At 39.4% G+C, this 23,067-nt stretch carries 22 protein-coding genes and 1 tRNA gene; 19 read left to right on the forward strand and 4 right to left on the reverse strand.

The window, feature by feature from the left end:
- The first annotated feature begins 1 nt into the window (after position 1).
- The 4 genes from CSV69_RS01775 to CSV69_RS01790 all read left to right on the forward strand — a co-directional run bounded on the left by CSV69_RS01775 (position 2) and on the right by CSV69_RS01790 (position 4,758).
- Positions 2 to 229 (forward strand): helix-turn-helix domain-containing protein, encoded by a 228-nt coding sequence (locus tag CSV69_RS01775; protein ID WP_085426457.1) that lies wholly within the window; start codon positions 2 to 4, stop codon positions 227 to 229.
- Positions 230 to 490: 261 nt separating this feature from the next.
- Positions 491 to 2,443, forward strand: a complete 1,953-nt coding sequence (locus tag CSV69_RS01780) for a hypothetical protein (protein ID WP_099692602.1) — start codon at positions 491 to 493, stop codon at positions 2,441 to 2,443.
- A 107-nt stretch (positions 2,444 to 2,550) separates the two neighbouring features.
- Positions 2,551 to 4,239, forward strand: a complete 1,689-nt coding sequence (locus tag CSV69_RS01785) for an FAD-dependent oxidoreductase (RefSeq protein WP_099692603.1) — start codon at positions 2,551 to 2,553, stop codon at positions 4,237 to 4,239.
- Between the two features lie 165 nt (positions 4,240 to 4,404).
- On the forward strand, positions 4,405 to 4,758 hold the full coding sequence (locus tag CSV69_RS01790) for a DoxX family protein (RefSeq protein ID WP_099692604.1): 354 nt from the start codon (positions 4,405 to 4,407) through the stop codon (positions 4,756 to 4,758).
- Between the two features lie 44 nt (positions 4,759 to 4,802).
- On the opposite strand, the gene CSV69_RS01795 is transcribed toward CSV69_RS01790, so the two are convergent.
- On the reverse strand, positions 4,803 to 5,657 hold the full coding sequence (locus CSV69_RS01795) for an Rv1352/Rv1906c domain-containing protein (RefSeq protein ID WP_099692605.1): 855 nt from the start codon (positions 5,655 to 5,657) through the stop codon (positions 4,803 to 4,805).
- A 233-nt stretch (positions 5,658 to 5,890) separates the two neighbouring features.
- Here CSV69_RS01795 and CSV69_RS16750 point away from each other — a divergent pair, with 233 nt between their 5' ends.
- The 3 genes from CSV69_RS16750 to CSV69_RS01805 all read left to right on the forward strand — a co-directional run bounded on the left by CSV69_RS16750 (position 5,891) and on the right by CSV69_RS01805 (position 6,596).
- Complete coding sequence (locus CSV69_RS16750; protein WP_158232583.1) at positions 5,891 to 6,031, forward strand: hypothetical protein; 141 nt, start codon at positions 5,891 to 5,893, stop codon at positions 6,029 to 6,031.
- A gap of 34 nt (positions 6,032 to 6,065) precedes the next feature.
- Complete coding sequence (locus tag CSV69_RS01800) at positions 6,066 to 6,464, forward strand: SET domain-containing protein (protein WP_085426451.1); 399 nt, start codon at positions 6,066 to 6,068, stop codon at positions 6,462 to 6,464.
- A gap of 58 nt (positions 6,465 to 6,522) precedes the next feature.
- Positions 6,523 to 6,596, forward strand: a tRNA-Arg gene (locus CSV69_RS01805).
- A gap of 198 nt (positions 6,597 to 6,794) precedes the next feature.
- On the opposite strand, the gene CSV69_RS01810 is transcribed toward CSV69_RS01805, so the two are convergent.
- Positions 6,795 to 7,829, reverse strand: coding sequence for an LCP family protein (locus CSV69_RS01810; RefSeq protein ID WP_099692633.1), 1,035 nt, complete (start codon positions 7,827 to 7,829; stop codon positions 6,795 to 6,797).
- A gap of 90 nt (positions 7,830 to 7,919) precedes the next feature.
- A complete protein-coding gene (locus CSV69_RS01815; RefSeq protein WP_085426450.1) occupies positions 7,920 to 8,555 on the reverse strand; it encodes a helix-turn-helix domain-containing protein in 636 nt (211 codons plus the stop codon).
- Between the two features lie 220 nt (positions 8,556 to 8,775).
- On the opposite strand from CSV69_RS01815, the gene CSV69_RS01820 reads away from it, so the two are divergent.
- From CSV69_RS01820 to CSV69_RS01830, 3 genes are all read left to right on the forward strand, one after another.
- Complete coding sequence (locus CSV69_RS01820) at positions 8,776 to 9,267, forward strand: redoxin family protein (RefSeq protein ID WP_099692606.1); 492 nt, start codon at positions 8,776 to 8,778, stop codon at positions 9,265 to 9,267.
- A gap of 18 nt (positions 9,268 to 9,285) precedes the next feature.
- Positions 9,286 to 10,401 (forward strand): peptide-methionine (R)-S-oxide reductase MsrB, encoded by a 1,116-nt coding sequence (gene msrB, locus CSV69_RS01825; RefSeq protein ID WP_099692607.1) that lies wholly within the window; start codon positions 9,286 to 9,288, stop codon positions 10,399 to 10,401.
- 82 nt (positions 10,402 to 10,483) lie between these two features.
- Positions 10,484 to 11,110, forward strand: a complete 627-nt coding sequence (locus tag CSV69_RS01830) for an HD domain-containing protein (RefSeq protein WP_099692608.1) — start codon at positions 10,484 to 10,486, stop codon at positions 11,108 to 11,110.
- A gap of 328 nt (positions 11,111 to 11,438) precedes the next feature.
- On the opposite strand, the gene CSV69_RS01835 is transcribed toward CSV69_RS01830, so the two are convergent.
- The gene (locus CSV69_RS01835) at positions 11,439 to 11,630 is read right to left on the reverse strand and encodes a hypothetical protein (RefSeq protein ID WP_099692609.1); all 192 of its coding nucleotides are present in this window, start codon (positions 11,628 to 11,630) and stop codon (positions 11,439 to 11,441) included.
- A 146-nt stretch (positions 11,631 to 11,776) separates the two neighbouring features.
- Between CSV69_RS01835 and CSV69_RS01840 the strand changes: the two genes are divergently transcribed.
- The 9 genes from CSV69_RS01840 (at position 11,777) to ccsA (ending at position 23,057) form a co-directional block, all read left to right on the forward strand.
- Positions 11,777 to 12,406, forward strand: coding sequence for an SIMPL domain-containing protein (locus tag CSV69_RS01840; protein WP_099692610.1), 630 nt, complete (start codon positions 11,777 to 11,779; stop codon positions 12,404 to 12,406).
- 70 nt (positions 12,407 to 12,476) lie between these two features.
- Positions 12,477 to 13,403, forward strand: a complete 927-nt coding sequence (locus tag CSV69_RS01845; protein ID WP_099692611.1) for a diacylglycerol/lipid kinase family protein — start codon at positions 12,477 to 12,479, stop codon at positions 13,401 to 13,403.
- Positions 13,404 to 13,481: 78 nt separating this feature from the next.
- Complete coding sequence (locus tag CSV69_RS01850; protein ID WP_158232584.1) at positions 13,482 to 14,456, forward strand: tetratricopeptide repeat protein; 975 nt, start codon at positions 13,482 to 13,484, stop codon at positions 14,454 to 14,456.
- Positions 14,457 to 14,700: 244 nt separating this feature from the next.
- Positions 14,701 to 15,987 (forward strand): trigger factor, encoded by a 1,287-nt coding sequence (gene tig, locus CSV69_RS01855; RefSeq protein WP_085426442.1) that lies wholly within the window; start codon positions 14,701 to 14,703, stop codon positions 15,985 to 15,987.
- Positions 15,988 to 16,195: 208 nt separating this feature from the next.
- Positions 16,196 to 17,464 (forward strand): ATP-dependent protease ATP-binding subunit ClpX, encoded by a 1,269-nt coding sequence (clpX, locus tag CSV69_RS01860; protein WP_085426441.1) that lies wholly within the window; start codon positions 16,196 to 16,198, stop codon positions 17,462 to 17,464.
- A gap of 132 nt (positions 17,465 to 17,596) precedes the next feature.
- Positions 17,597 to 19,918, forward strand: coding sequence for an endopeptidase La (lon, locus tag CSV69_RS01865; RefSeq protein WP_099692613.1), 2,322 nt, complete (start codon positions 17,597 to 17,599; stop codon positions 19,916 to 19,918).
- A complete protein-coding gene (gene yihA, locus CSV69_RS01870) occupies positions 19,915 to 20,496 on the forward strand; it encodes a ribosome biogenesis GTP-binding protein YihA/YsxC (RefSeq protein ID WP_085426439.1) in 582 nt (193 codons plus the stop codon). The genes lon and yihA overlap by 4 nt, the downstream gene beginning before the upstream one ends.
- A 131-nt stretch (positions 20,497 to 20,627) precedes the next feature.
- Positions 20,628 to 22,004 carry a glutamyl-tRNA reductase gene (hemA, locus tag CSV69_RS01875; protein ID WP_085426438.1) on the forward strand — a complete coding sequence of 459 codons (1,377 nt, stop codon included), beginning with the start codon at positions 20,628 to 20,630 and terminating at the stop codon, positions 22,002 to 22,004.
- A gap of 222 nt (positions 22,005 to 22,226) precedes the next feature.
- Positions 22,227 to 23,057, forward strand: coding sequence for a cytochrome c biogenesis protein CcsA (ccsA, locus tag CSV69_RS01880; RefSeq protein WP_099624617.1), 831 nt, complete (start codon positions 22,227 to 22,229; stop codon positions 23,055 to 23,057).
- Positions 23,058 to 23,067 lie beyond the last annotated feature (10 nt).

The raw sequence follows: 23,067 nt of genomic DNA on the forward strand, positions 1-23,067 counted from the left end.
CATGACAATTATAATCAATATTGATGTAATGTTAGCTAAGAGAAAAATGAGTGTTACAGAACTTTCCGAGCGAGTTGGAATTACAATGGCCAATATTTCAATACTGAAAAATGGAAAGGCGAAGGCCATTCGACTTTCAACATTGGACTCGATTTGTAAAGCTTTAGAGTGTCAGCCTGGCGATATATTAGAATACAAAATGGAGGAAGATACAGTAAGTCCAGATTAGAAAGTAAGTGAATGTAATAATTTTATAAAAAATTTTAAAAATATAGAGCACTTCCGTGGAATATGGAATGTTCTATATTTTTGTCTATAATAAAATAAATTTATATCACTGTCAGTCTAGCTTTCTTGAAACTATGATTTCTAGGTAGAGAAAAATAGGTAATCGCGATATGATAGGGATAGCTCAAACTTTATTATACTTTGAATAAAGTTTGTTATTCGTACAGATCAACGAGTGGGTAGAGGTTAAGGGGGAATTAGTTTGGATATTTATCAGGAATTTTCAGCCCGACATTTTGGGGCATATTTAGATTCGGAAGAGTTTCTGGATTATATGCTGCGTCAGTGGTTGCTAAAAGGGCGTCACTTGGATGTTTGTCATGTCATCGACCATCCTTCGTTTACGAAAGTAATTAACGAATGCAGGGATGATGACCGATATGCATTGCTCGTAGAACTATCTGACTTGTATGAGAGTGAAATTACGCTAGCGAGTCAATATAATGAAACGTTGCTCGCACTAGCTTATGGTGAAGATTTCGATCCTTTTGAGCTGGATCAAGACACGAAGGCCAAAGGAGATTGGAGATATCATCTGTGGTTCTATTTCTTCAATAATGAAGGACATGTGGCAGAGTCTTGGGAGTTATTCAATAAAAAGATCTATCCATTATGTGCAACATTGATTCATACACGTGCCGATCACATGCAGACACTAGCGAGATATTTTAATGAGCTTTGTGTTTTAATGGAAAAAACAAGGAATCCGGATATTTTGGAAAGTGTTACGAAAAAGACCATCATGAATCTGTATGATCTATTTCTGCAAGTCGTCCATAACGATACATTGATCGACTTCGCGACAAAGCGGAGTTTTTGTGAGCGTTTGATTCATATGATGAAATATAAGGACATGCATAGCGTCGGGCTGGAATTCTATATCACGTTTAACGATCTATTTGATTTGAATGATATTCCGACTGTCATTAGTCTAGTGAATCTTTCCAAGTCTGCACATGATTATCACGCCGTACATGTTCTTCATGGTGATATACAAGCAGTTCAATACCGTATTGAAAAATATAAAGGGGATATCGTTTCCCAATTAACAAAGATTTCCGAGTACATTTTACGAATGAAGAATGTTATTGAAGAGCAACATGGCGGGAAAATCAATGAAGATTCCTTTATCCAGGCCGATTTCAACTTCTTCTTTTATGAATGTAAAATTGAAGAAATGTGTACAGTGAATTTTTCTGAATTACCGTTTGAAGATCAAGACGTGATGTTAAGAAACTTATTAAATGCAATGATTTGTTTTTATAAAGCAGATAAAACATTGACGTCTGAAGAAGGGAACACGAAGGAACCTGCGCTAAATTTACTAATTGGCTGGGAACTGGGCAATGAAGGCATGAAGTTGAGAAATCGTGTTCTGTCATTAATACCTGACGAAGGAATCACGTACCGTGAAATCATGATTTCCGATGCGTTGATACAATTGGATGAATTCTTGACAGAGTTTTACTTGGATGACTTATCCCATGAAGTAGAAGCGGTCATACAAAAGGCAGAACAATACGATCTGAAACCAATCGACCAAAAGCAGGCGATGGTTTTGTTGGAAGAATCCTTTACATCATTGCACTCCCATAGTGCGTTACTCTTCACAAAATCAGAAGAAGAACGTTTTGAAAAAGCAGGATCTCAATTATCACGTTTAGTAAAATCACAAGAAGTGAAACGTCTATTGCCTTCTGCTGAAGCAAAGTGGCATGAATTGACTAAAGACATGCCACTAGACAATCAGCAACCGAGTCAGAAGCTCGCTTTTGTTATCGCGGATTATGTAAAAGCAGTAGAAGAGTTTCTCAGTCATGTTCTGATTAAAGCGAAAGCAGAAAAAGAGAATATGCCTTTACTAGATGTAGTGATACCTGAAACAGGATTAACTTCTGTTGAAATCGGCAGTGAGCAATACTATCACTATATTACGCTCGGAAGTCTTTATCATTATTTAAGAGAAAACGGTACAAGCTTGTTAAAAACGGATGCAGATAAACTAAAAGTTGTAGAATATATGACGCGTTGGGTACATACTGTTCGTGCTTCATCTTTTGACAAGAACAGTGAGTTATCAATTGAAAAAGCTCACGTTTTGAGAAGAGAAACATTAGTCGTTCTAAGACGTTTACTGGCAGATATGTCGAATTAATCCCTACACTTTAAATTAACTTCGAGTCTAAAATGAATTTATTGACTATATACCCGCAGGGGTATATAGTTTATTTAAGGTTAATTACAAAACAAGGGGATGGCAAAATGAAATTTGTTATCATTGGCGGAGTAGCAGGGGGAGCATCCACAGCTGCGCGAATTCGACGTATGGATGAACAAGCGGAAATTATTATGTTTGAAAAAGGACCGCACGTATCTTTCTCCAACTGTTCTTTACCGTTTTATCTCAGTGGGATTGTGGAAGATAGCGATAAGCTCGTATTAATGGATCCAGTAGCATTTAAAAATAAATATAATATCGAAGCGCGTGTCAGACAAGAAGTAACAACGATTAATAGGAAAGAAAAAACTGTGACCATTTTGAATATGCTGACAGGTGAAATGTATGAAGAAAGCTACGATCGACTAGTGCTATCACCTGGAGCGAGTCCAATAGTGCCGAATCTAGAAGGTGTCAATTCAAAACATGTCTTTACAGTTCGCAACGTGGAAGATATAGAGCATCTGCAAAATTATATTCAAACAAAAGATATCAATAATATTGCGGTAATTGGCGGAGGGTTCATCGGAGTCGAAGTAGCAGAAAACTTAAAGCTCGCTGGACGAAATGTATCGTTGATTGAATTTGCCAATCAAATCATGATGCCTTTTGATTATGATATGGTTCAAATTCTGCATAAGGAAATGATCGATAAAGGAATCGATGTAATAGTTGAAGATGGTTTAGCTAAAATAACTGATACAGACGTTACGTTGAATTCTGGTAAACAAGTAGAAGCACAGGTCGTTGTTTTGGCCATTGGTGTTCGCCCTGAAACAAGACTAGCGGAAGAAGCAGATTTGGAAATCGGTGAGCTTGGCGGAATAAAAGTAGATGCTAATTACCGAACAAGCGACAGTTCGATCTATGCTGTTGGTGATGCGATTGAAGTCTACCATCAACTTCTTCATAAACCAACAAGACTGGCTCTAGCGGGACCTGCACAGCGTCAGGCGCGTGCCGCGGCGGATCATATGTATGGAATTCCTCATCAAAATAAAGGTGTCATTGGCTCTTCGAGTATACAGATTTTCGACTTGGCAGCAGCCTCTACAGGTCTCAATGAAAAAATGGCGACACAAGCAGGAATCCAACATGACAGCGTGTATATAATCGCTGCTGATAAAGTTTCATTAATGCCTAACAGTAATCCACTTCACTTCAAATTAGTGTTTGAAGTACCAACAGGAAAAGTATTAGGGGCTCAGGCAATTGGTAAAGGAAATGCGGATAAGAGGATTGATGTCATCGCAACTCTCATTTCAATGGGTGGAACGCTGGAAGATCTAAAAGAACTAGAGTTGACCTATTCGCCTATGTATAGCACAGCTAAAGATGTCGTCAATCTCGCAGCACTTGTTGCATTGAATATATTGTATGGTCGTTTTAATCAAGTTCATGTATCCGAAGTGCGTGAATTGGTAGAGCAAAACGCTGTAATTATTGATGTGCGTGAAGAGAATGAATTTGCGAATGGTCACTTAGTGAATGCGATAAACATACCACTCAGCCAGCTGCGCGACCGCATGAATGAAGTGCCAAAGGATGTACCGGTCTATGTTCATTGCCGATCTTCACAACGCAGTTATAACGTGTTAATGGCGTTGCAAAATAGTGGTTTTGATAATATTGTCAATATCTCAGGTTCATTCCTAGGCATTTCTTTGTATGAATACTTCAATGATGTAGTATCGGATAGGGAGAAAATTTTGACAGCTTATAATTTTAATTAATTATACTTTGCAGCCTACGTTCCTTTAAGGAATGTAGGCTTTTTTAATGAATTTAAATCAGTAGTAGCTCGTATTATATTTTGATATAATAATCTAGTGAAATGAGGTTTATGAGGGAGCTATAAAGGGCACAAGCAAAGTAGAGGAAAGTAAGGAGATCACTTTATGAAAAAATTTGCATTATATGCATTTTGTTTGTTCTTTTTTGCAGCAGGAATTGGACACTTTGCATTGGAGTCATTCTTTACAGGGGCCATGCCCGAATGGATACCATTTAGAAAAGCCATTGTTTACATATCAGGTATAATGGAAATTGCATTGGCTATCGGATTATTTTTGAAGAGAACGCGCTATGTTACTGGTTTTTTAATTGCGGTATTTTTAGTTCTTGTATTACCGGTTAATATTTATATGGCACTCACAGCAGAAAATTATGATTTGCCTGCAGCGGCATTGTGGATTCGACTTCCATTACAATTCGTATTAATTTGGTGGGTGTTGAAGGTTCGAAAAGTATAAAAGCGAAAGAACACGCAAAACCAGTGATGGTTTTGCGTGTTCTTTTATTGTGCTTCTAGATAAGCATTCCTTATCGTCAAATATTGACCATCCGTTACGTTAATAGACGTTTCACCTTCTACTACATCACTTACGAGAAGGTCTATCATATCTTGTCTGCTGTTTTTACTGATTTCATAAAAACCTATATCGTTTTGATCATCCACCTTCAAAGTGTGTGTACCGGCGGGGATATCTGTTCCTACTTTATATTGTCCATCTTTGTATATTCCGTTAGCTGGTTTAATATCAGGTGCAGAAGCTACAGGATACATTTCTCCACCTTTTAATGTGAAGTATTCTCCTTGCAATAGTGTTACATACGTGTGGGAACGACCATCTAGTGCAACGTTGAACACTATACTGTCAGGATTCCCCGATTGATCTTTTGTGTTTTCGAGTAGCGTAATGCCGTTAGAAAAAACGAGATATTCACCTGGTTCAATATCAGCCCCCACCTGATAGGTACCATCTTTTATTGGTGTCGTAGCTGCCGAAGTAGGTTGTTTTTGTGGTTCGGGTGGCTTAGGTGCAGATGTTGACGGTTGTGCTTTTGGTGTGCTTTGAACGTTTTTAGATGAATCTGTATCAGGATTTGTTGATTGTTCCTTTTTTGATTCTTCGCGATTTGGCACTTCTTTATCAGGGGCTTCAACTTCAGACTGATCTTTCTTAGACTCTTCTTGAAGTACAAGTTCCTCACTAGATTCCTCAAGTGTGTCCGGTGTCGAAGTGTCAGTAATCATAGGTTCTTTCATCACAGTTTCAGTTGTCTCTTTGTTGCTTACGATCGCTATAATCAACGCGAACAATAATACAGCTGCACCAACAGCTGCCCAACTTAATTGTTTTTTGTTCATATAGTATGTAACCTCACTTTTATCATGATGTCTATATGATACATGATAGTCTATGGTGGAATCTACTTATAGGGTATTTTTGGAAAGCTGAAAATATTAGTACGTATAAATTAATATACAGTCAATTCCAACTCAATAAGTGAGAAATTCTTAAAGGTAAAAATCTTCACTAGATTTTCTATAAATGAATATATTTAAAAATAATAGTATTATGTAAAGTGAAGAATTGGCTAATGAAGCGTTTAAACTGTAGTGATTTATTGAGTATACCCGATCATTTCATTACGGGACTCCTTACACAAAAAGAAGAGAATGATTTTATTTTTATCACGAGAAAAGAAATCAGCAATCTAGCCGGATTAATGGTATACTAGCCAAGTATAATTTACAAGCGAGTAGGTGAAAGATATGATAGAAGTAAAACTTTCTCCAATTGGCGAAGGCGAATTCAATAGGGGTGTGTTCGCGAAATGCGATATCAAAGAAGGGCAGCTATTACACGAAGCGCCTGTGATCTCCTATCCAAACGAACAACATCAACATATCGAGAAAACGGTTCTTGCTGATTACGCTTTTGAGTATGGAGCTAACCATACAGCGGTACTACTTGGCTACGGAATGTTATTCAATCATTCCTACGAACCGAACGCGACATATGACATTAATTTCGACAATCACACATTTGATTTCTTTGCGTATAGAGATATTAAAGCTGGAGAAGAGATTTTGATCAACTATAATGGCGATGTGGATGATGATGAGCAATTATGGTTCAATGAAGATTATGATGGTACGGCCAACGATTAATAAATCATGAGAACGCTTTGATGCGATGTATAGTCAAAGTGTTTCTCGTTTTTATCATGTCTCAGTAGCTCAGCTGGATAGAGCAACGCCCTCCTAAGGCGTAGGTCGGGGGTTCGAATCCCTTCTGGGACGTCAAATACGTGTCTATGATTTTAGTGCACTTGAGAAGTTAGTATGTAAATCTAACTTCCTAAGTGCACTTTTTTGCATTTTCATATAATGCGCTTTATGTTTGAATCCTCGGTGCTTTTGCATGATACAAAAAAAGAAGCTGTCTTTTATAGACAACTTCTTTTTAGTATAGAATTATTGATCTTATGTTGTGGAATCTCAGTAGTTTCTTGTATTAGAAGTATATTCTTCTGTTTCTTCTTGATAATCCATATTCTGGTCTTCTTCAAGATTTTCAACATACTCACCATTTTGCTCGTTTTCATCCTCTAAAGATAAAAACTCCCGCAATGCTTGTCTGTTTTGTTCTAGATTAATATCAAGTACTTGCCCTACATCTGTACGTAAGTCACCGAATGAACCTTCGACTGGAATACGCAGTGATTCCATTTTATTATCTTTACCACCGGTTAACATACCTTTACCGATTGAGAAGATCGTTTTTTTATCGATGTTTGTATTGATATAAGGCTCCATTACGCCTAATAACTTAGGTAAATTGACGATTGTTTGGAAACTAATCGCTTCATCTTTAAGCTTCGACAAAGCTTCTTGCTGCCGTTCCACCCGTCCATAATCGCTATGGATATCGTGACGGAATCGCACATATCCAAGTAATTGGTCACCATTTAGTTTCTGTTGACCAGGATAGAGCGTCAAACCTAAACCATGTGACATTTCATAGGGAATATCCACTTCAATTCCTTCAGGAGCAATTACATCAACCATTTTTGAAAAACCTTCAAAGTTTACGATCGCATAGTATTGTACGTCTACATCAAAATTATGCTTAATAGTTTTACGGACTAATTCGGGTCCACCAAGAGCATAGGCCGCATTAATTTTTTCCATGCCGTGATCGGGGATTTCAACGTATGTATCACGCATGAGAGAGACTAACTTCACTTGATTGGTTGTTTGGTCATAGTGACCGATCATCAAAGCATCTGAACGAGTGTCTTCTTCGTCGCCTCTTGCGTCATCACCGATCAGCAACACATTGATTTCACCGAACTGTGATTCTCCACCTTCAAAATCATCAAAAGCCGAATCACTATCGGAAAATGTATTACTGCTATCGCTAAGTTCTGTATGTATATCATTGGTTTTGTCATCATTCGCAAAGGATAGGCCGTTTGAATATTGCGCAGCCACATATCCGCCACCCGCTAATAGTAACAACGTGAATATCATGAAGATTACGCGTTTATATTTTCTTTTAAGTTTTTTCTTACGACGCTTTTCTGTCTCTCTGTTTTCCAATAGTGCCACCTACTCATCAGATTATGAATTTTTTGTTAGTACGCTTGAAGCAATTTGAACTGCTATCGCATCATCTAAATACCCGACCGCGAATATATAATCGGGAATAACGTCCACTGGAACGATAAAGTACAATAATGCGCTACCGATAATGGCAAGATCACGTTTTGCAACATCTTGCATTTTGAACCGTGTAAATAATTCCTTCATTTGATCGACGAACGGACCTACTCCGCCAGCCAATTTTAACTTCTTGTCAAAGTCATGTAAAATTCTTTCTCTTCCTTCATTCGTCTGGACATACGCTTCGTAACCTGCCAATTGGAGTTCTACTTTTTCAATGGAGATATCAGCAGATAGAAGTTCTGATGTATCAACCAGTTGTTGAATGGTTTCGTCATAAGCTGTCCGCTTTGCGTTTTTTTGATTAACTGGATAGCCTGCCGCTTGAAGTAGTTTTGCTAATGGGATGTCTAAAATCGTCGCAAATTTCTCCAGATGATCAAGTGTTGCTTTTCGTTTGTCGTTGATGATTCGGGAGATCGTCGCAGTATCAATATCTGTAAGTTCGCTTAGTTTACGCATGGACAATGAACGTTCTTCTAATACTTCACGCAATAACTGCCCTATACTCAAACCAAGGCTGCCTTCTGACATGATACTATCCCTCCTTTTCCAAGACAACGCAAAAATTTCTTCGCTCTCAAAATAATAAATGCTTGTTGACAAATTGTCAACAGTTATAGGCGAAGAACTACTTTTTGTCGGAAAATGTCGGCATTTACTCATTTTAAATTTTTTCCGAGTCTTATTCAATACGTTCTACCATGTATTCATTTTATACTAGGTATATGAATAGGAAAAAGGAGGAATCACCATGTTGAAAAAGTTCATTATGTTGTTGGCAATTGTTGCCGTTTTAGGTGCTTGTTCGTCTTCTGATACAGCGAGTAGCGCGAATGACATTGCTTTACAGGACTTTGATGGAAAAACCGTCAGTCTTGCGGATTATGAAGGCAAGAAAGTGTATGTAAAGTTTTGGGCTTCTTGGTGTCCTATCTGTTTAGCAGGTCTCGATGAAGTGAATATATTAGCTAGAGAATCTACTGATTTCGAAGTGCTGACTGTAGTAGCACCTGGTTATAATAATGAAAAGAAACATGATGACTTCATAAAATGGTTCAAAGGTGTTCAAAATGTGGACGATTTACCGGTGTTATTAAATGATGGTGGCAGTCTAGTGCAAGACTTCAATGTAAAAGGGTATCCAACATCTGCTTTCATTGATACAAAAGGAAAACTAGTCCGCTCACAACCAGGACACTTATCGAATAAACAAATCATCGATGCTATGGCACAAATTAATTAATGAGGGGAGTCCTTTATTATGAAACTGAAATATATACTTAGTTTATTTTGCATCTTGCTGCTTGCAGGATGTGGCATAGGAAATTCAGATTCATCCACTAGTCTAGGTTCACTGACTGTATCCTCAGATTCTAAGTATCCAGCCAATCCGAACGAAGATTTAACATTTGATGAAGAAAATCTTCAGGATATCTATTTGGCTGGAGGTTGTTTCTGGGGTGTAGAAGCCTATATGGAAAGAGTGTATGGTGTATATGACGTGACATCAGGATTTGCGAACGGCACAACGGAAAATCCGACATACAATGAAGTCATTACAGGCAAAACAGGTCACGCGGAAACAGTGCATGTGCAATTCGATCCAGAGCGTACAGACTTGAAAACAATTGTGGAGCACTTTTTCATGATTGTAGATCCGACATCTTTAAATAAACAGGGAAATGACCGTGGTACACAATATCGCTCAGGTATTTATTATACGAATCCCGACGACAAAAAAATCATTGATGAAGTCGTTACGACAGAACAAGAGCGTTATGACGAGAAAATTGTTACAGAAGTAGAGCCATTAACGAGCTATACTTTGGCAGAAGAATATCATCAAGATTACTTAGAGAAAAATCCAGATGGGTACTGTCATGTAGAGTTCGATACACTTGAAGATCAAGACATTCCGTCTGTAATTGACGCTGCGGACTATCCGAAGCCGAGCGATGAAGAATTGAAAAAGAAATTGACGAAAGCTCAATATCAAGTGACACAAGACAACAATACAGAAGCGGCATTCTCGAATGAGTACTGGGATACATTTGAAGACGGCATTTATATAGATGTCGCAACAGGGGAACCTTTATTCTCAAGTGCGGATAAGTATGACTCGCAATGTGGTTGGCCGAGTTTTACGCAGCCGATCATACCAGAAGTTATGACGGAACATACAGATAAAAGTTTCAATATGGTGCGAACTGAAGTGAGAAGTCGTGCGGGCGATAGTCATCTTGGCCATATCTTTCCTGATGGACCGAAAGATCGCGGCGGATTACGTTATTGTATAAATAGCGCAGCGATCGACTTCGTACCTCTAGAAGAGATGGAAGCTAAAGGATACGGCTATCTGACAAGTTATGTGAAATAATGTACACTGAATATAACAAAAGGAAAGGGGCCTCCTTGGCAACCTTTCCTTTTTACACGATAAAAAGAAGGGACCGGGTTCAATGAAAGAAATGATAGCGAAGTGCAGGTCGGAAGTCGAAGGGATTTACAATAAATTTGATGCAAGCCATGATCTCGATCATATTGACCGCGTAATGAAAAATGCAGAGAAAATCTTAATGACAGAGCCGGATGCTGATGAACTAGTCGTTAAACTAGCTGTTCTGTTACATGACGTAGAAGATACGAAGTATGAAAAGATGCATGAGGCAACGACTGTGGAATTACTTGAAAGAATAGGTGCGACGCAATCGATTACGAATCAAGTGCTGTCTGCGATTGAAAGTGTTTCATTCAGTGGAGGCAACGCAAAAGAACTTACTTCAATTAATGGAGCCATCGTTAGGGATGCTGATCGTTTGGATGCGATCGGAGCAGTAGGAATAGCGCGTGCATTTGCATTTGGAGGTGCGCGTGGTAGAAAACTCTATGACCAACAAGAAGAAGCACGAATGGATATGTCAGAGTCGGAATACCGCAAAAAAGAAACGGCCACAGTAACACATTTTCACGAGAAGTTACTATTGTTGAAAGAGTTGATGGTAACGAAAGAAGGGACACGGCTGGCGGAAGAGCGACATGAGTTTATGGTAGTTTTTTTGAATCAGTTAAAGAAAGAAATTGAATGAAAATTAGATTGCTTATACTGAACTTGATAGGATAGAATGAAGTCACTAGAAATAATAATCTATTCGATAGAGAAATAGGTGACGTCTTGGACAGAAATAATCGATTATTCATCATTACACTCGTTGTCATCGCCTTGTTTACATTAGGTGGATTCGCCGTGCAAAAAGGATTCATTACATTTTAATATAATCACCAATATTCGTAGCTCATCGGTCATACTAGATCGAGGGCTATTTTTATTTGGATTTAGCGAAACTTTGATTTAATTTACTTCTCTAAAACAGAAAACATCCGGTTATCTATGTAGATGTCCGGATGTCTCCAGATTCATTTTTTTATCTGTATAAGTTCTTTTAACACATAATCTATCTGTTCCTGCATTTTAGCCAATTGATCTTCTTCAATCTTCTCTTCTTCTAATGCGAGATAGGCAGCTAATGTTGTAATCGCTTGGCCGAACAAGCCGATGGATTCACCGAGCAATGCCAATTTAGCAATCTGTTTTTCATTTTCACTCATAGAGAACTCTCCTTAACTGTTTTCTTATAAGTTATGATAAAATCTTTGTTCTCGTTCAACTAAGTAATTAAGCCATAAATGAAGTATGAATAGGTACAGGTGTTGCATAGAAATGATAGTACTGTAAAAAAAGGAGAGTGTTTTGTATGTATAACGAACAAGAAACACGAACTATTACTGTCTTTGGCGAAGGTGCGGTGAAAGTTTCACCTGATACGGTTCATATGGTGTTATCTGTTACCACAAGAGGAATGGAACTTAAGGATATCCAACAAGAAAATGCTAGTCGTATGAACCAAGTCATCCAATCACTGAAAAAAGTAGGAATAGAAGAATCATCCATTCAAACAATAGATTTTCAAATTCGACCAGTCTATGAATACGTCAATGGCGAACAACGATTTCAAGGCTACGAAGTGATCAACTCCATCCGGATTACAAGCAACGAACTGTCACGAACGGGTGAACTAGTCGATCTCGCAGTCAAAAATGGTGTCAATCAAGTGGGGAGTATTGAATTCACTATGCAGGATCAAGATGACCGATATCAACAAGCTTTGGCGCTAGCCCTTACAGACGCTGAAACAAAAATGATTACAATTGGTACTTCATTGAAGTTACAAAATAAGCCGATTCCAATGAAAATTGAAGAACAGCATACGTCTCAGCCAGTTGCATTTCGAGCGATGGCCATGGCGGATACAGGTAGAACGCCGATCGAATCTGGTACTATTACGATTAGCGCAAGTCTACAAGTGAAGTATCAAATCATCTAATAAATTAGCTAGTATGTCATTTGGCAGTCTGCTACTATGATGAAAAAGGCTTTCGAAAGAGGCGGTACACATGGAAGTGCATTTCATTATTAATGAACAGGCTGGTGACGGTAAAGGGGCTAAAGTGTGGGCGATCCTGCGGAAGAATAGTAACTATCCATATCATCTGACAGAGCGGCGTGGTCATGCGATAGAACTGGCAAAGCAACTGGCTGGACAAACTTCTGAGTCATTGTTGCTTATCGTGATAGGCGGGGATGGCACGATTCACGAAGTGCTAAATGGGGTGGTAGGTTATCCTCATGTAACCGTCGGGGTCATGAAAGCAGGATCGGGTAATGATTTCGCCAGGGAGTTCCCTGCGTTTACTAGTTTGCAGGAAATTGAAAACTATATCGCAACCAAACCGATTAAGCGAAAAACGGTAGACTTTGGATCGGTTCAATTAGACACTGTTCATCAACGCTATTTTGCGAGTAATAGTGGATTTGGTTTGGATGCGGATATTTCATTGGCAGCTAGTCGATCTACTATTAAAAAGACATTGAATAAATGGAAGCTAGGTAGCGTAGTGTATGCATTGACGGTTGCAAAGAGTCTACTAGCTTTCAAACCTTTTAACGCGGAAATTCGAATAGATTCGGATACTCGCGTGTTCCGTAAAGTTTGGATGATCACAGTGAGCAATCAAAAGTATTACGGTGGCGGCATGAAAATTTCTCCGCATTCCATTTACGATGATGGAGAGTTTGAGCTGACAGTCGTTCATTCCATATCCACGCTGAAATTCCTCACCGTATTCTTAACTGTCTTTAATGGAAGTCATACGAAGTTAAAGGGAGTTTCTACTTATAAGAGTGATACGTTCATCATTGAACCCGATCGAGTAGTAGGTTGCCACACTGACGGAGAGTATATTGGAACCACTTCAGACCGACCCGTTATTTGCAAGGTGGACGAGCGAAAGTGGTATGTGGCGGATCAGTCGTCAGTATAACCGTCTTCCTTCATTCTTTGCTTCAAGCTGGAATCGTTTTAGAATGCTGTGCTATAGTGAAAGTAACAAAGCAGGCAGGTGAGTACAGTGCAAAAGAAACGTAGACAAGTCATTAAAAAAGGAAATATGGTAGTCTTTCCCGGAACACTCGAGCGTCTTCACCGAGATGGTAGAGAGGCAATGGAACGTGATTTGCATGAAGATGCGATCCGCCATTTTGAATCTGTATTGGAAATTGACCCCGAAGATTATTCTGTTTTCGACGGTATGGCCATTTCCTTATACGAAATGAAAGAATATGAACGAGCGAAAGAATTTGCCTTGCTTGCTATGCAAAATCAAGCAGGCGATTACATAGAATTACTCGAGCTTTATCTTTCAATTTCGATCCAACTCCAGCAATATGATGAAGTGGAGCTGACGATACAAGGTCTTCTAGAAAAAGAAATGATTCCGAAAAGTAGCTTGCAAAAGTTTCAATATTTACGCGAATTAAATGGACGATTATCCGATCGCTATGAAGAACCTTCTATTGAGGAGCCTTCTATTACAAGTAGCCATTTTTATAAGATGGGATCGATGGAGCAACAAGAATTTTTATTGTCGTTGCAACATCAGAAACTGCAACCGTATATTCCGCTGCTGGTGGATGTCATCGAAGCAGAGGATACATTACCTGTTGTGAAGACATATGCCTTACTTTTACTGCAGCAAACGGGTTATCAAGAAACATTAGCTATTCGCAAGTATCACTTTGAGACGGAGACGAATCCATCGAGACTTGTGTCCCCTGAAGAAGATCAATTTATTGGGGAGGTCCAGTTTCTTGCAAAGGCACAATTTGAGAAAGATCCTACAGCGAGTGAGCTAGTAGTGAACCTGATATTGAAATACAGTGTTTTGCTGTTTCCGTTCCACTGGGGTCCTTATACGGCGGACGAAGTGGCGGGCGCATATGTAGCGTATACGAAGCAGTTATTATACGGTAAGCCGACAGAGGAATCTTCATTGCTAACGTTCATACGTTCGGTCGATGAAGAAATGGAAAGCTAACAGTGATTAATTCTTGAAAGATGAATAGACTATGTTATACTAAAATGGTTGTCAACTGCTTATCTGTATTCAGTAACGTTGTTGCTTGTAATAGGCACAACAAAATGAGCTGATTCAGGTAAAGCCTTCAAAGAGTGTCGAAGATTTTTTAGGAAGTACAGAAAAAATTTAGATACAATCATGCGAAGGTATAATTGATTAAAATAAAAATAAAAGTATTGCAAATGATTTGGAGGTCATACATATGACAGTTAAATGGGAAAAATTAGAAGGCAGTGAAGGGAAACTTACGTTTGAAGTTTCCGTAGAGCGTTTCAACGAAGCACTAGATGAAGCGTTCAAAAAAGTAGTAAAGAAAGTACAAGCACCTGGTTTCCGTAAAGGAAAAATGCCACGTAAGATGTTCAACCAAATGTACGGTGAAGAATCACTTTACAACGATGCAATCGATATCGTGCTACCTGGAGCATACTCTGCAGCAGTAGACGAAGCAGACGTTGATCCAATCGCTGCACCTGAGATTGACATCGAAAAGTTAGAAAAAGGCGAGCCGGTTGTATTCACAGCAGTTATCGCACTTAAGCCAGAAGTGAAACTTGGCGAATACAAAGGTCTTGAAGTGACTCGTCAATCAGTTGAAGTAACAGACGAGGAAGTTGAAGCACAGCTTGAACAACGTACAGCAGCACTAGCAGAAATGGTAGTCAAAGAAGACGGCGTTGTTGAAGATGGCGATACAGCTACAATCGATTTCGAAGGATTCGCTGATGGCGAAGCATTCGAAGGCGGACAGTCAGAAAACTACGAACTTGAAGTTGGATCTGGTTCATTCATTCCAGGATTCGAAGAGCAAGTAGTAGGCATGAAAACAGGAGAAGAAAAAGATATTGAAATCACTTTCCCTGAAGAATACCATGCTGCTGAACTAGCTGGTAAACCTGCTACATTCAAAGTGAAAGTTAACGAAATCAAGTCTAAAGAAGTACCTGAACTTGATGACGAGTTAGCAAAAGAAATCGACGAGAGCGTTTCTTCAGTAGAAGAGCTACGCACGAAGTTGAAAGAAGAAGCTGAAGAAGTGAAGAAGAATGATTCTGAAACAGCTCTTCGTGACGATCTAGTAGAACAGGCTGCAAGCAACGCTGAGATGGAAATTCCACAAGCGATGATCGATTCAGAAACGGATCGTATGATGCAGGACTTCGAACAACGTCTACAAATGCAAGGCATGAACTTGGATCTTTACTTCCAGTTCTCTGGTCAAGACGAGAAAACACTTCGCGACCAAATGAAGGACGACGCTCTAAGCCGCGTACGCGTTTCATTAACACTTGAAGCAATCGGTGCTGCTGAAAACGTTGAAGTTCCTGAAGAAGATATTAATGCAGAACTTGAAAAGATGTCTGAGCAATTCGGTATGGACGTTGAGCAAATCAAGACTACTCTTGGTGGCACATCTGTACTTGAAAACGATCTTCGTTTCAACAAAACAGTTCAACTACTTGTTGACAGCGCTAAAATCGTCGACTAATCTTTCTATATAGATAAAACAAGGTACGGTTTGCCCGTACCTTGTTTTTCTTAAATAAAAGACTTCATGTATAGAGTTTTCTAAACTCCATAAGCTAGAGCGTAAATAACCATACATATCAGGCTGGTTGTGTTGGTCGTTAAGTTCTAATTAGTTGATTAAGTCAAAGTAATCTTGTAGTATATTCACTTGAATAGGGGTGAGCATAATGTTCAAATTTAATGATGAAAACGATAACTTGAGCTGTTCTTTTTGCGGGAAATCTCAAGAGCAAGTCCGCAAACTAGTAGCTGGTCAAGGTGTTTATATTTGTGATGAATGCGTTGAACTTTGTGCGGAAATCGTGGAAGAGGAAGTCGGTCTTGAAGAAGGCTTTGAACTAAAAGACGTTCCAAAACCAAGAGAGATCCAAAGTATCCTCGATGATTATATCATCGGGCAAGATCGTGCAAAGAAATCACTTGCAGTAGCAGTATACAATCATTACAAACGAGTGAATTCAGGTAGTAAAATTGATGAAGTCGAGCTGGCTAAATCCAATATCGTCTTAATCGGACCAACAGGTAGCGGTAAAACTTTACTCGCTCAAACATTGGCTCGTATTTTGGATGTACCATTTGCGATTGCAGATGCGACTTCATTAACTGAAGCAGGTTACGTTGGGGAAGACGTAGAGAATATCCTCTTGAAATTAATTCAAGCAGCGGATTTCGATATCGATAAAGCTGAAAAAGGAATTATCTACATCGATGAAATCGATAAAGTAGCTCGTAAATCCGAGAACGCATCGATTACACGTGACGTATCTGGTGAAGGTGTACAACAAGCCTTGCTGAAGATTTTGGAAGGAACAGTTGCAAGCGTACCACCACAAGGCGGTCGTAAGCATCCTCATCAAGAATTCTTGCAAATCGATACAACGAATATCTTGTTCGTTGTGGGTGGAGCATTTGACGGCATTGAAGATATCGTTAAACGCCGTATTGGACGTAAAGTCATCGGTTTCGGTTCTGAATCGAAGCAAGAAATCAATGAACAAGATAGTCTATTGGCTAAATTGATTCCTGAAGATCTACAATCATACGGTTTGATTCCGGAATTCATCGGTCGTTTGCCGGTTATCGCAACTCTCGATACACTAGATGCGGATACATTGTATCAAATTCTAACTGAACCGAAAAATGCGATCGTTAAACAATACCAGAAGATGGTCGAACTTGATGATGTTGAACTTCAATTTGAAGATGACGCATTAATCGAAATCGCGAAAGAAGCAATTGCTCGTAAAACGGGTGCTCGTGGACTTCGTTCGATTATCGAAAATATCATGTTGGACGTAATGTATGATCTTCCTTCACTTGAAGAAGTAAAGAAATGTATCATCACTAAAGATTCTGTCACTGGTACATCTACTCCGATCTTGTATAAAGAAGACGGATCAATTTACGAAGCAGATAACGAAAAAAATACTGCATAACGCCGAAATGGCAAAAAGGCCGGCTCCACCGATGCGTATCCTATACGTTCGGCAGTCGGCTTTTTCTTACATAAGATTTTATTTATGAACTATATACATACTTAGACATAATTTATTTGGAGGTGGCTTATCATGCCGACGATTCAAAAACAGAACATCCCATTATTGCCACTTCGCGGAGTGATTGTATATCCGACGATGCTTTTACATATCGATGTAGGTCGAGAGCGTTCGATTTTTGCTATTGAACATTCTTTAGCAGGTGATCATCAAATTTTCCTAGCAACGCAGAAAGATTTAAGCTTAGAAAATCCAGAAAAAGATGATTTACAAACGATTGGTACGTTAGCGAATATCAAATCGATGACGCAATTGCCAAATGGTACCTATCGGGTATTGATTGAAGGGATACATAGAGCCAAGTGGTGTGGTTACGAGGAAGCGGATCTATATCCCGTTGTGAATGTGGAATGCTACGAAGAGAACGATGAAAAAGATGCTGAGGCAGAAGCGCTGATGCGTTCACTCGTTGCACAGTTTAAACGATACGCGAAAAACAGTAAACGTATTTCCGATGAAACACTCGAAACAGTTGAGAGTATTCAAGAACCGGGAAGATTAGCGGATATGATCGCATCGAATTTACCGTTAAAATTAACAGCGAAACAAGAAGTGCTTGAAATGATCGATGTACCTGAACGTTTGGAATGGCTAATTAGTCGTATGTATAATGAACAGGAAATCATGGAGCTTGAACAAAAAATTAATGAACGCGTAAAAGAAGCAATGGAACGTACACAAAAAGAGTTCTATTTACGTGAACAATTGAAAGCAATTCAGACAGAACTGGGCGATAAAGACGGTAAAGGTCTTGAAGTGACGGAGCTGAATAAGAAAATTGAAGAAGCGAATATGCCTCAATCTGTAAGAGAAACAGCAGAGCGAGAACTAGAACGCTATGAAAAAATTCCTTCTATTTCCGCAGAGAGTGGTATCATCCGTAACTATATCGAGTGGCTGATCATGCTGCCGTGGACCGATGCTACAAAAGACCAATTGGATTTGAAGCGTTCTGAAGAAATATTGAATCGTGACCACGAAGGCTTGGAAAACGTTAAAGAACGGATTCTTGAGTATCTAGCGGTGCGTCAGATGACCAATTCACTCCGTGGTCCTATCCTTTGTTTGGATGGACCTCCAGGGGTTGGTAAAACATCATTGGCACGTTCAATTGCCGAGTCATTAGGACGCAAATTTGTCCGTTTGTCTCTAGGCGGCGTACGGGATGAATCAGAAATTCGAGGTCATCGTAGAACGTATGTAGGTGCTATGCCCGGACGTATTATTCAAAGTATGAAGAAAGCGGGTACTGTGAATCCAGTTTTCTTACTCGATGAAATTGATAAAATGTCGAATGATTTCCGAGGTGATCCATCGTCTGCTATGTTAGAAGTGCTGGATCCTGAACAAAACAGCACCTTCAGCGATCATTATATTGAAGAACCGTATGATCTCTCAAGTGTCTTATTCATCGCTACATCGAATGATCTGGGGGCTATTCCTGGACCGCTACGTGATCGCATGGAAATCATATCGATCCCAGGTTACACGGAGCATGAAAAACAATCGATTGCCATCAATCATCTGATTCCCAAACAAATGAAAGAACATGGCCTGAAGAAATCCCAGCTACGTTTCCAAGATGAAGCCGTACTGGAAGTTGTTCGTTATTACACGCGAGAGGCGGGTGTGCGTTCATTGGAACGTGAAATCGCCAGTATCTGTCGTAAAGCTGCTCGTCAGATCCTCGCAGGTGATAAGAAAAGCTTGACTGTGAGCCCGAAAACATTGGAAACATTGCTTGGCAAAAAACGCTTCCGATTCGGACAGGCAGAAACGGTCAATCAAGTCGGAGCAGCAACAGGGTTAGCCTATACATCAGTAGGTGGAGATACATTGCAAATTGAGGTATCCTTATCACCAGGTAAAGGTAAATTATTGCTGACTGGAAAACTTGGCGATGTTATGAAGGAATCTGCACAAACAGCATTGTCGTATGTGCGTTCTAAAGCTATGACATTTGATATAGATCCAGATTTCCATGAAAAGTGGGATATCCATATACATGTTCCAGAAGGCGCCACACCAAAAGATGGACCTTCCGCCGGTATAACAATCGTAACGGCACTAGTATCCGCATTGACGGAACGCCCGATACGCCGTGAAGTCGGTATGACAGGTGAAGTGACATTGCGTGGACGAGTGTTGCCTATTGGTGGACTGAAGCAAAAAACACTAAGTGCCCACCGTGCAGGTCTTCGCACGATCATCATCCCGTCTGATAATGAACGTGATCTAGATGATATTCCAGATAGTGTAAGAAAAGAATTAACATTTAAACTCGTGTCGGATGCTCATGAAGTACTCGATATCGCTTTGGAGGAAAAGAAATGAAAGTCCATAACGTTGAAATGATTATGAGTGCCGTTAGACCTGAACAATATCCAACAGAAGGCTATCCTGAATTTGCGTTAGCCGGTCGCTCGAATGTAGGGAAGTCTTCATTCATCAATAAAATGATCGGACGCAAGAGCTTAGCTCGTACGTCTTCAAAACCAGGAAAGACCCAAACGCTCAATTTCTATAAAATTGAAGAACAATTATTTTTCGTTGACGTACCTGGTTACGGCTATGCGAAAGTGTCTAAAACAGAAAAAGAAAAGTGGGGCGGTATGATCGAGCAATACATTACGTCACGTGAAGAGTTGCGTGCGGTAGTGCAAATTGTCGATTTGCGCCATCCACCAACAAAAGATGACTGCATGATGCATGATTTCCTAGCCCACTATAATATCCCTACAATTGTCGTTGCGACAAAAGCCGATAAAATTCCTAAAGGTAAATGGGAGAAGCATAAGAAAGTCGTTCGTACAACATTTAACATGGAAGTCCATGAGCCGCTGATCTTGTTTTCATCCGAAAAAGGAATGGGTATGGATGAAGCATGGCGTGAAATTGAAAGTCGCATGTAAATAACGCGATAGTTTCGGGGGGAATTGCTACATTATGACTTCAAATGATGTTCACAATTTACATTCCGACTAAAGCGCTATGTATGTTATAATGAATGTACGAAAAAGATTCCGAAAGGTGTGAGCACCTAATGTATACAGTCGTTGTCGGTGTTAACCACCGAACCGCCCCTGTCGAAATTAGAGAGAAGCTATCATTCGTCGAAGCTGATTTGCCACAAGCGATGCAAACATTGCAACAGCAAAAGAGCATCTTAGAAAACATCATTATTTCTACTTGTAACCGTACAGAAATTTATGCGGTGGTCGATCAGATTCATACAGGACGATATTATATAAAGAAATTCCTTGCCGATTGGTTTTCGATACCTATTGAGGAATTCTCCAGTCACTTGATTATTCATGAAGAAGATGGTGCAATAGAACACTTATTACGTGTAACTGCAGGCATTGATTCCATGGTACTGGGTGAAACGCAAATACTAGGACAAGTTCGCAGTAGTTTTTTTGCTGCACAAAATATTGGTACAACAGGTACCGTATTCAATGAATTGTTCAAACAAGCGATCACAACAGCGAAGAGAGCACATACCGACACAGCAATTGGTGAAAATGCCGTGTCAGTTTCCTATGCAGCCGTAGAACTTGGGAAAAAGATTTTCGGTTCTCTCAAAGATAAGCATATTGCCATTCTTGGAGCTGGTACGATGGGTGAATTAGCAGTCAAGAACTTGCAAGGAAGCGGTGTTGGGAAGATTACTGTAATCAACCGAACATTCTCTAAGGCAGAAATTCTAGCGGCGAAATTTAATGGTGAAGCGAAATCTATGCAAGAGTTGCAGTGTTTGTTACTCGAAGCGGATATTTTGATCAGTTCAACTGGTGCTACTGAATATGTCATCGATTATGAATTGATGGATTTTGTAGAGAGACTACGTAAAGGCAAGCCGCTATTTATGGTGGATATAGCTGTACCACGTGATCTTGATCCAAAAATCGGTGAACTGAGCAGTGTATTCTTGTACGATATCGATGATCTTCAAGGTATTGTCGAAGCAAACTTGGCCGAACGTAAGCGTGCAGCTGATGAGATCGGTTTAATGATTGAACAAGAAGTAGTTGCATTTAAAGAATGGTTGACAACACTTGGTGTCGTGCCAATGATTTCTGCATTGCGTAAGAAGGCAAGTCGCATTCAGAGTGAAACAATGGCTAGCATCGAAAATAAAATGCCGGATTTAACAGAACGTGAAAAGAAAGTTCTGAACAAGCATACAAAATCGATTATCAATCAATTGCTGAAAGAGCCTATTTTACAAGCTAAAGAATTATCTACTGATAAAAAAGCAGCAGAGAAACTCGCACTTTTTGAACAAATCTTTGGGATTTCTGAAGATGTCGTAACAGAAAAGGAACAGCTGGCATTACAGGCAAAAGAACGTCTCCAAAAACGTGCTGATGAAAAATCAGATGTCGTTGATGTGACGAACTTAAATTATCAACACTAATCCCTGGTGGTTCTGTATCTGTCTTTCACAAGAACGATACAGGTCCACTTTTTTTAATGCAGTTAAATAAGCAAGAAATGTATAAATACTCGTGGCACTATGAGAAATATGCTTTCTATGGATGCAAATATTTGCAGTAACACCCTCTCATTTGAGACAATATAAACGAACACTCCTTACTAGCAAAAGAGAGGTTTTCGCTTGAAAGGCAGAGAATAGCATATGGTTGATTTAACCGTCGCAAGACTTCAGGAATTCATGATTGTTCTTTATGCCCTCGGTCTTGTTTTTTACTTAATTGATTACTTTAAAAAGTCAAAAGTCGTGCAACGTACTGCTTTTTGGCTCATCGTTTCTGTATGGGTTACGCAAACGATTATTTTATCTTTTTACATTTTTGAAATGAAACGTTTTCCCGTGCTATCGCTAGTTGAAGGAATTTACTTTTATGTATGGTTACTAGTTACACTATCCATCGTGTTCCAGTTGATTTATAAAGTGAATTTCATGGTATTTTTTACAAATATCATTGGTTTTGCTTTTTTAATGATTCATGTGTTTTCCAATCTAAAATATACAGCGTCCACTGTAGGTGATTCGCTTATTTCAGAAGTGTTATTTGTTCATATTACATCAGCAATCCTCTCGTATGCGGTGTTCGCATTAGCATTTGTTTTCGCGATATTATATTTGATTGTATATAACGTATTGAAAAGTAAGAAACTTGGTAAGCGGTTTTCTAGTCTGCCGAATTTGCATCAAACGATGATGGGCATGAAAATGTCGATCTACACGGGCATCCCGATTTTATTTGTTAGTTTGTTGTTTGGTGTGCAATGGGCATATGTAGCGCTAGAAGACTGGTCTCCGTTTGATGTGAAAATCATGGGATCATTTGCGGTATTGCTCATCTACTCGTCAGTGGTTTTTTACAACTACAAGGGCAAGCTCCAATCAGTGGAGTTCGCTTGGATGACGATATTTGCATTTCTCTTAACGGTCGTTAATTTCTTTTTGGGCAGTACGCTGTCACAATTTCATTTATGGATATAAGAGAGGAAGA

Origin of the sequence: Sporosarcina sp. P26b (assembly GCF_002743245.1) — a bacterium.
Taxonomy (GTDB): domain Bacteria; phylum Bacillota; class Bacilli; order Bacillales_A; family Planococcaceae; genus Sporosarcina; species Sporosarcina ureae_C.

Coding starts and splice junctions, on each gene's coding strand:
- CSV69_RS01775 (WP_085426457.1), top strand. CDS start 2: ATGACAATTATAATCAATATTGATGTAATGTTAGCTAAGAGAAAAATG.
- CSV69_RS01785 (WP_099692603.1), top strand. CDS start 2,551: ATGAAATTTGTTATCATTGGCGGAGTAGCAGGGGGAGCATCCACAGCT.
- CSV69_RS01790 (WP_099692604.1), top strand. CDS start 4,405: ATGAAAAAATTTGCATTATATGCATTTTGTTTGTTCTTTTTTGCAGCA.
- CSV69_RS01795 (WP_099692605.1), bottom strand. CDS start 5,657: ATGAACAAAAAACAATTAAGTTGGGCAGCTGTTGGTGCAGCTGTATTA.
- CSV69_RS16750 (WP_158232583.1), top strand. CDS start 5,891: ATGAAGCGTTTAAACTGTAGTGATTTATTGAGTATACCCGATCATTTC.
- CSV69_RS01800 (WP_085426451.1), top strand. CDS start 6,066: ATGATAGAAGTAAAACTTTCTCCAATTGGCGAAGGCGAATTCAATAGG.
- CSV69_RS01810 (WP_099692633.1), bottom strand. CDS start 7,829: ATGATATTCACGTTGTTACTATTAGCGGGTGGCGGATATGTGGCTGCG.
- CSV69_RS01815 (WP_085426450.1), bottom strand. CDS start 8,555: ATGTCAGAAGGCAGCCTTGGTTTGAGTATAGGGCAGTTATTGCGTGAA.
- CSV69_RS01820 (WP_099692606.1), top strand. CDS start 8,776: ATGTTGAAAAAGTTCATTATGTTGTTGGCAATTGTTGCCGTTTTAGGT.
- msrB (WP_099692607.1), top strand. CDS start 9,286: ATGAAACTGAAATATATACTTAGTTTATTTTGCATCTTGCTGCTTGCA.
- CSV69_RS01830 (WP_099692608.1), top strand. CDS start 10,484: ATGAAAGAAATGATAGCGAAGTGCAGGTCGGAAGTCGAAGGGATTTAC.
- CSV69_RS01835 (WP_099692609.1), bottom strand. CDS start 11,630: ATGAGTGAAAATGAAAAACAGATTGCTAAATTGGCATTGCTCGGTGAA.
- CSV69_RS01840 (WP_099692610.1), top strand. CDS start 11,777: ATGTATAACGAACAAGAAACACGAACTATTACTGTCTTTGGCGAAGGT.
- CSV69_RS01845 (WP_099692611.1), top strand. CDS start 12,477: ATGGAAGTGCATTTCATTATTAATGAACAGGCTGGTGACGGTAAAGGG.
- tig (WP_085426442.1), top strand. CDS start 14,701: ATGACAGTTAAATGGGAAAAATTAGAAGGCAGTGAAGGGAAACTTACG.
- clpX (WP_085426441.1), top strand. CDS start 16,196: ATGTTCAAATTTAATGATGAAAACGATAACTTGAGCTGTTCTTTTTGC.
- lon (WP_099692613.1), top strand. CDS start 17,597: ATGCCGACGATTCAAAAACAGAACATCCCATTATTGCCACTTCGCGGA.
- yihA (WP_085426439.1), top strand. CDS start 19,915: ATGAAAGTCCATAACGTTGAAATGATTATGAGTGCCGTTAGACCTGAA.
- hemA (WP_085426438.1), top strand. CDS start 20,628: ATGTATACAGTCGTTGTCGGTGTTAACCACCGAACCGCCCCTGTCGAA.
- ccsA (WP_099624617.1), top strand. CDS start 22,227: ATGGTTGATTTAACCGTCGCAAGACTTCAGGAATTCATGATTGTTCTT.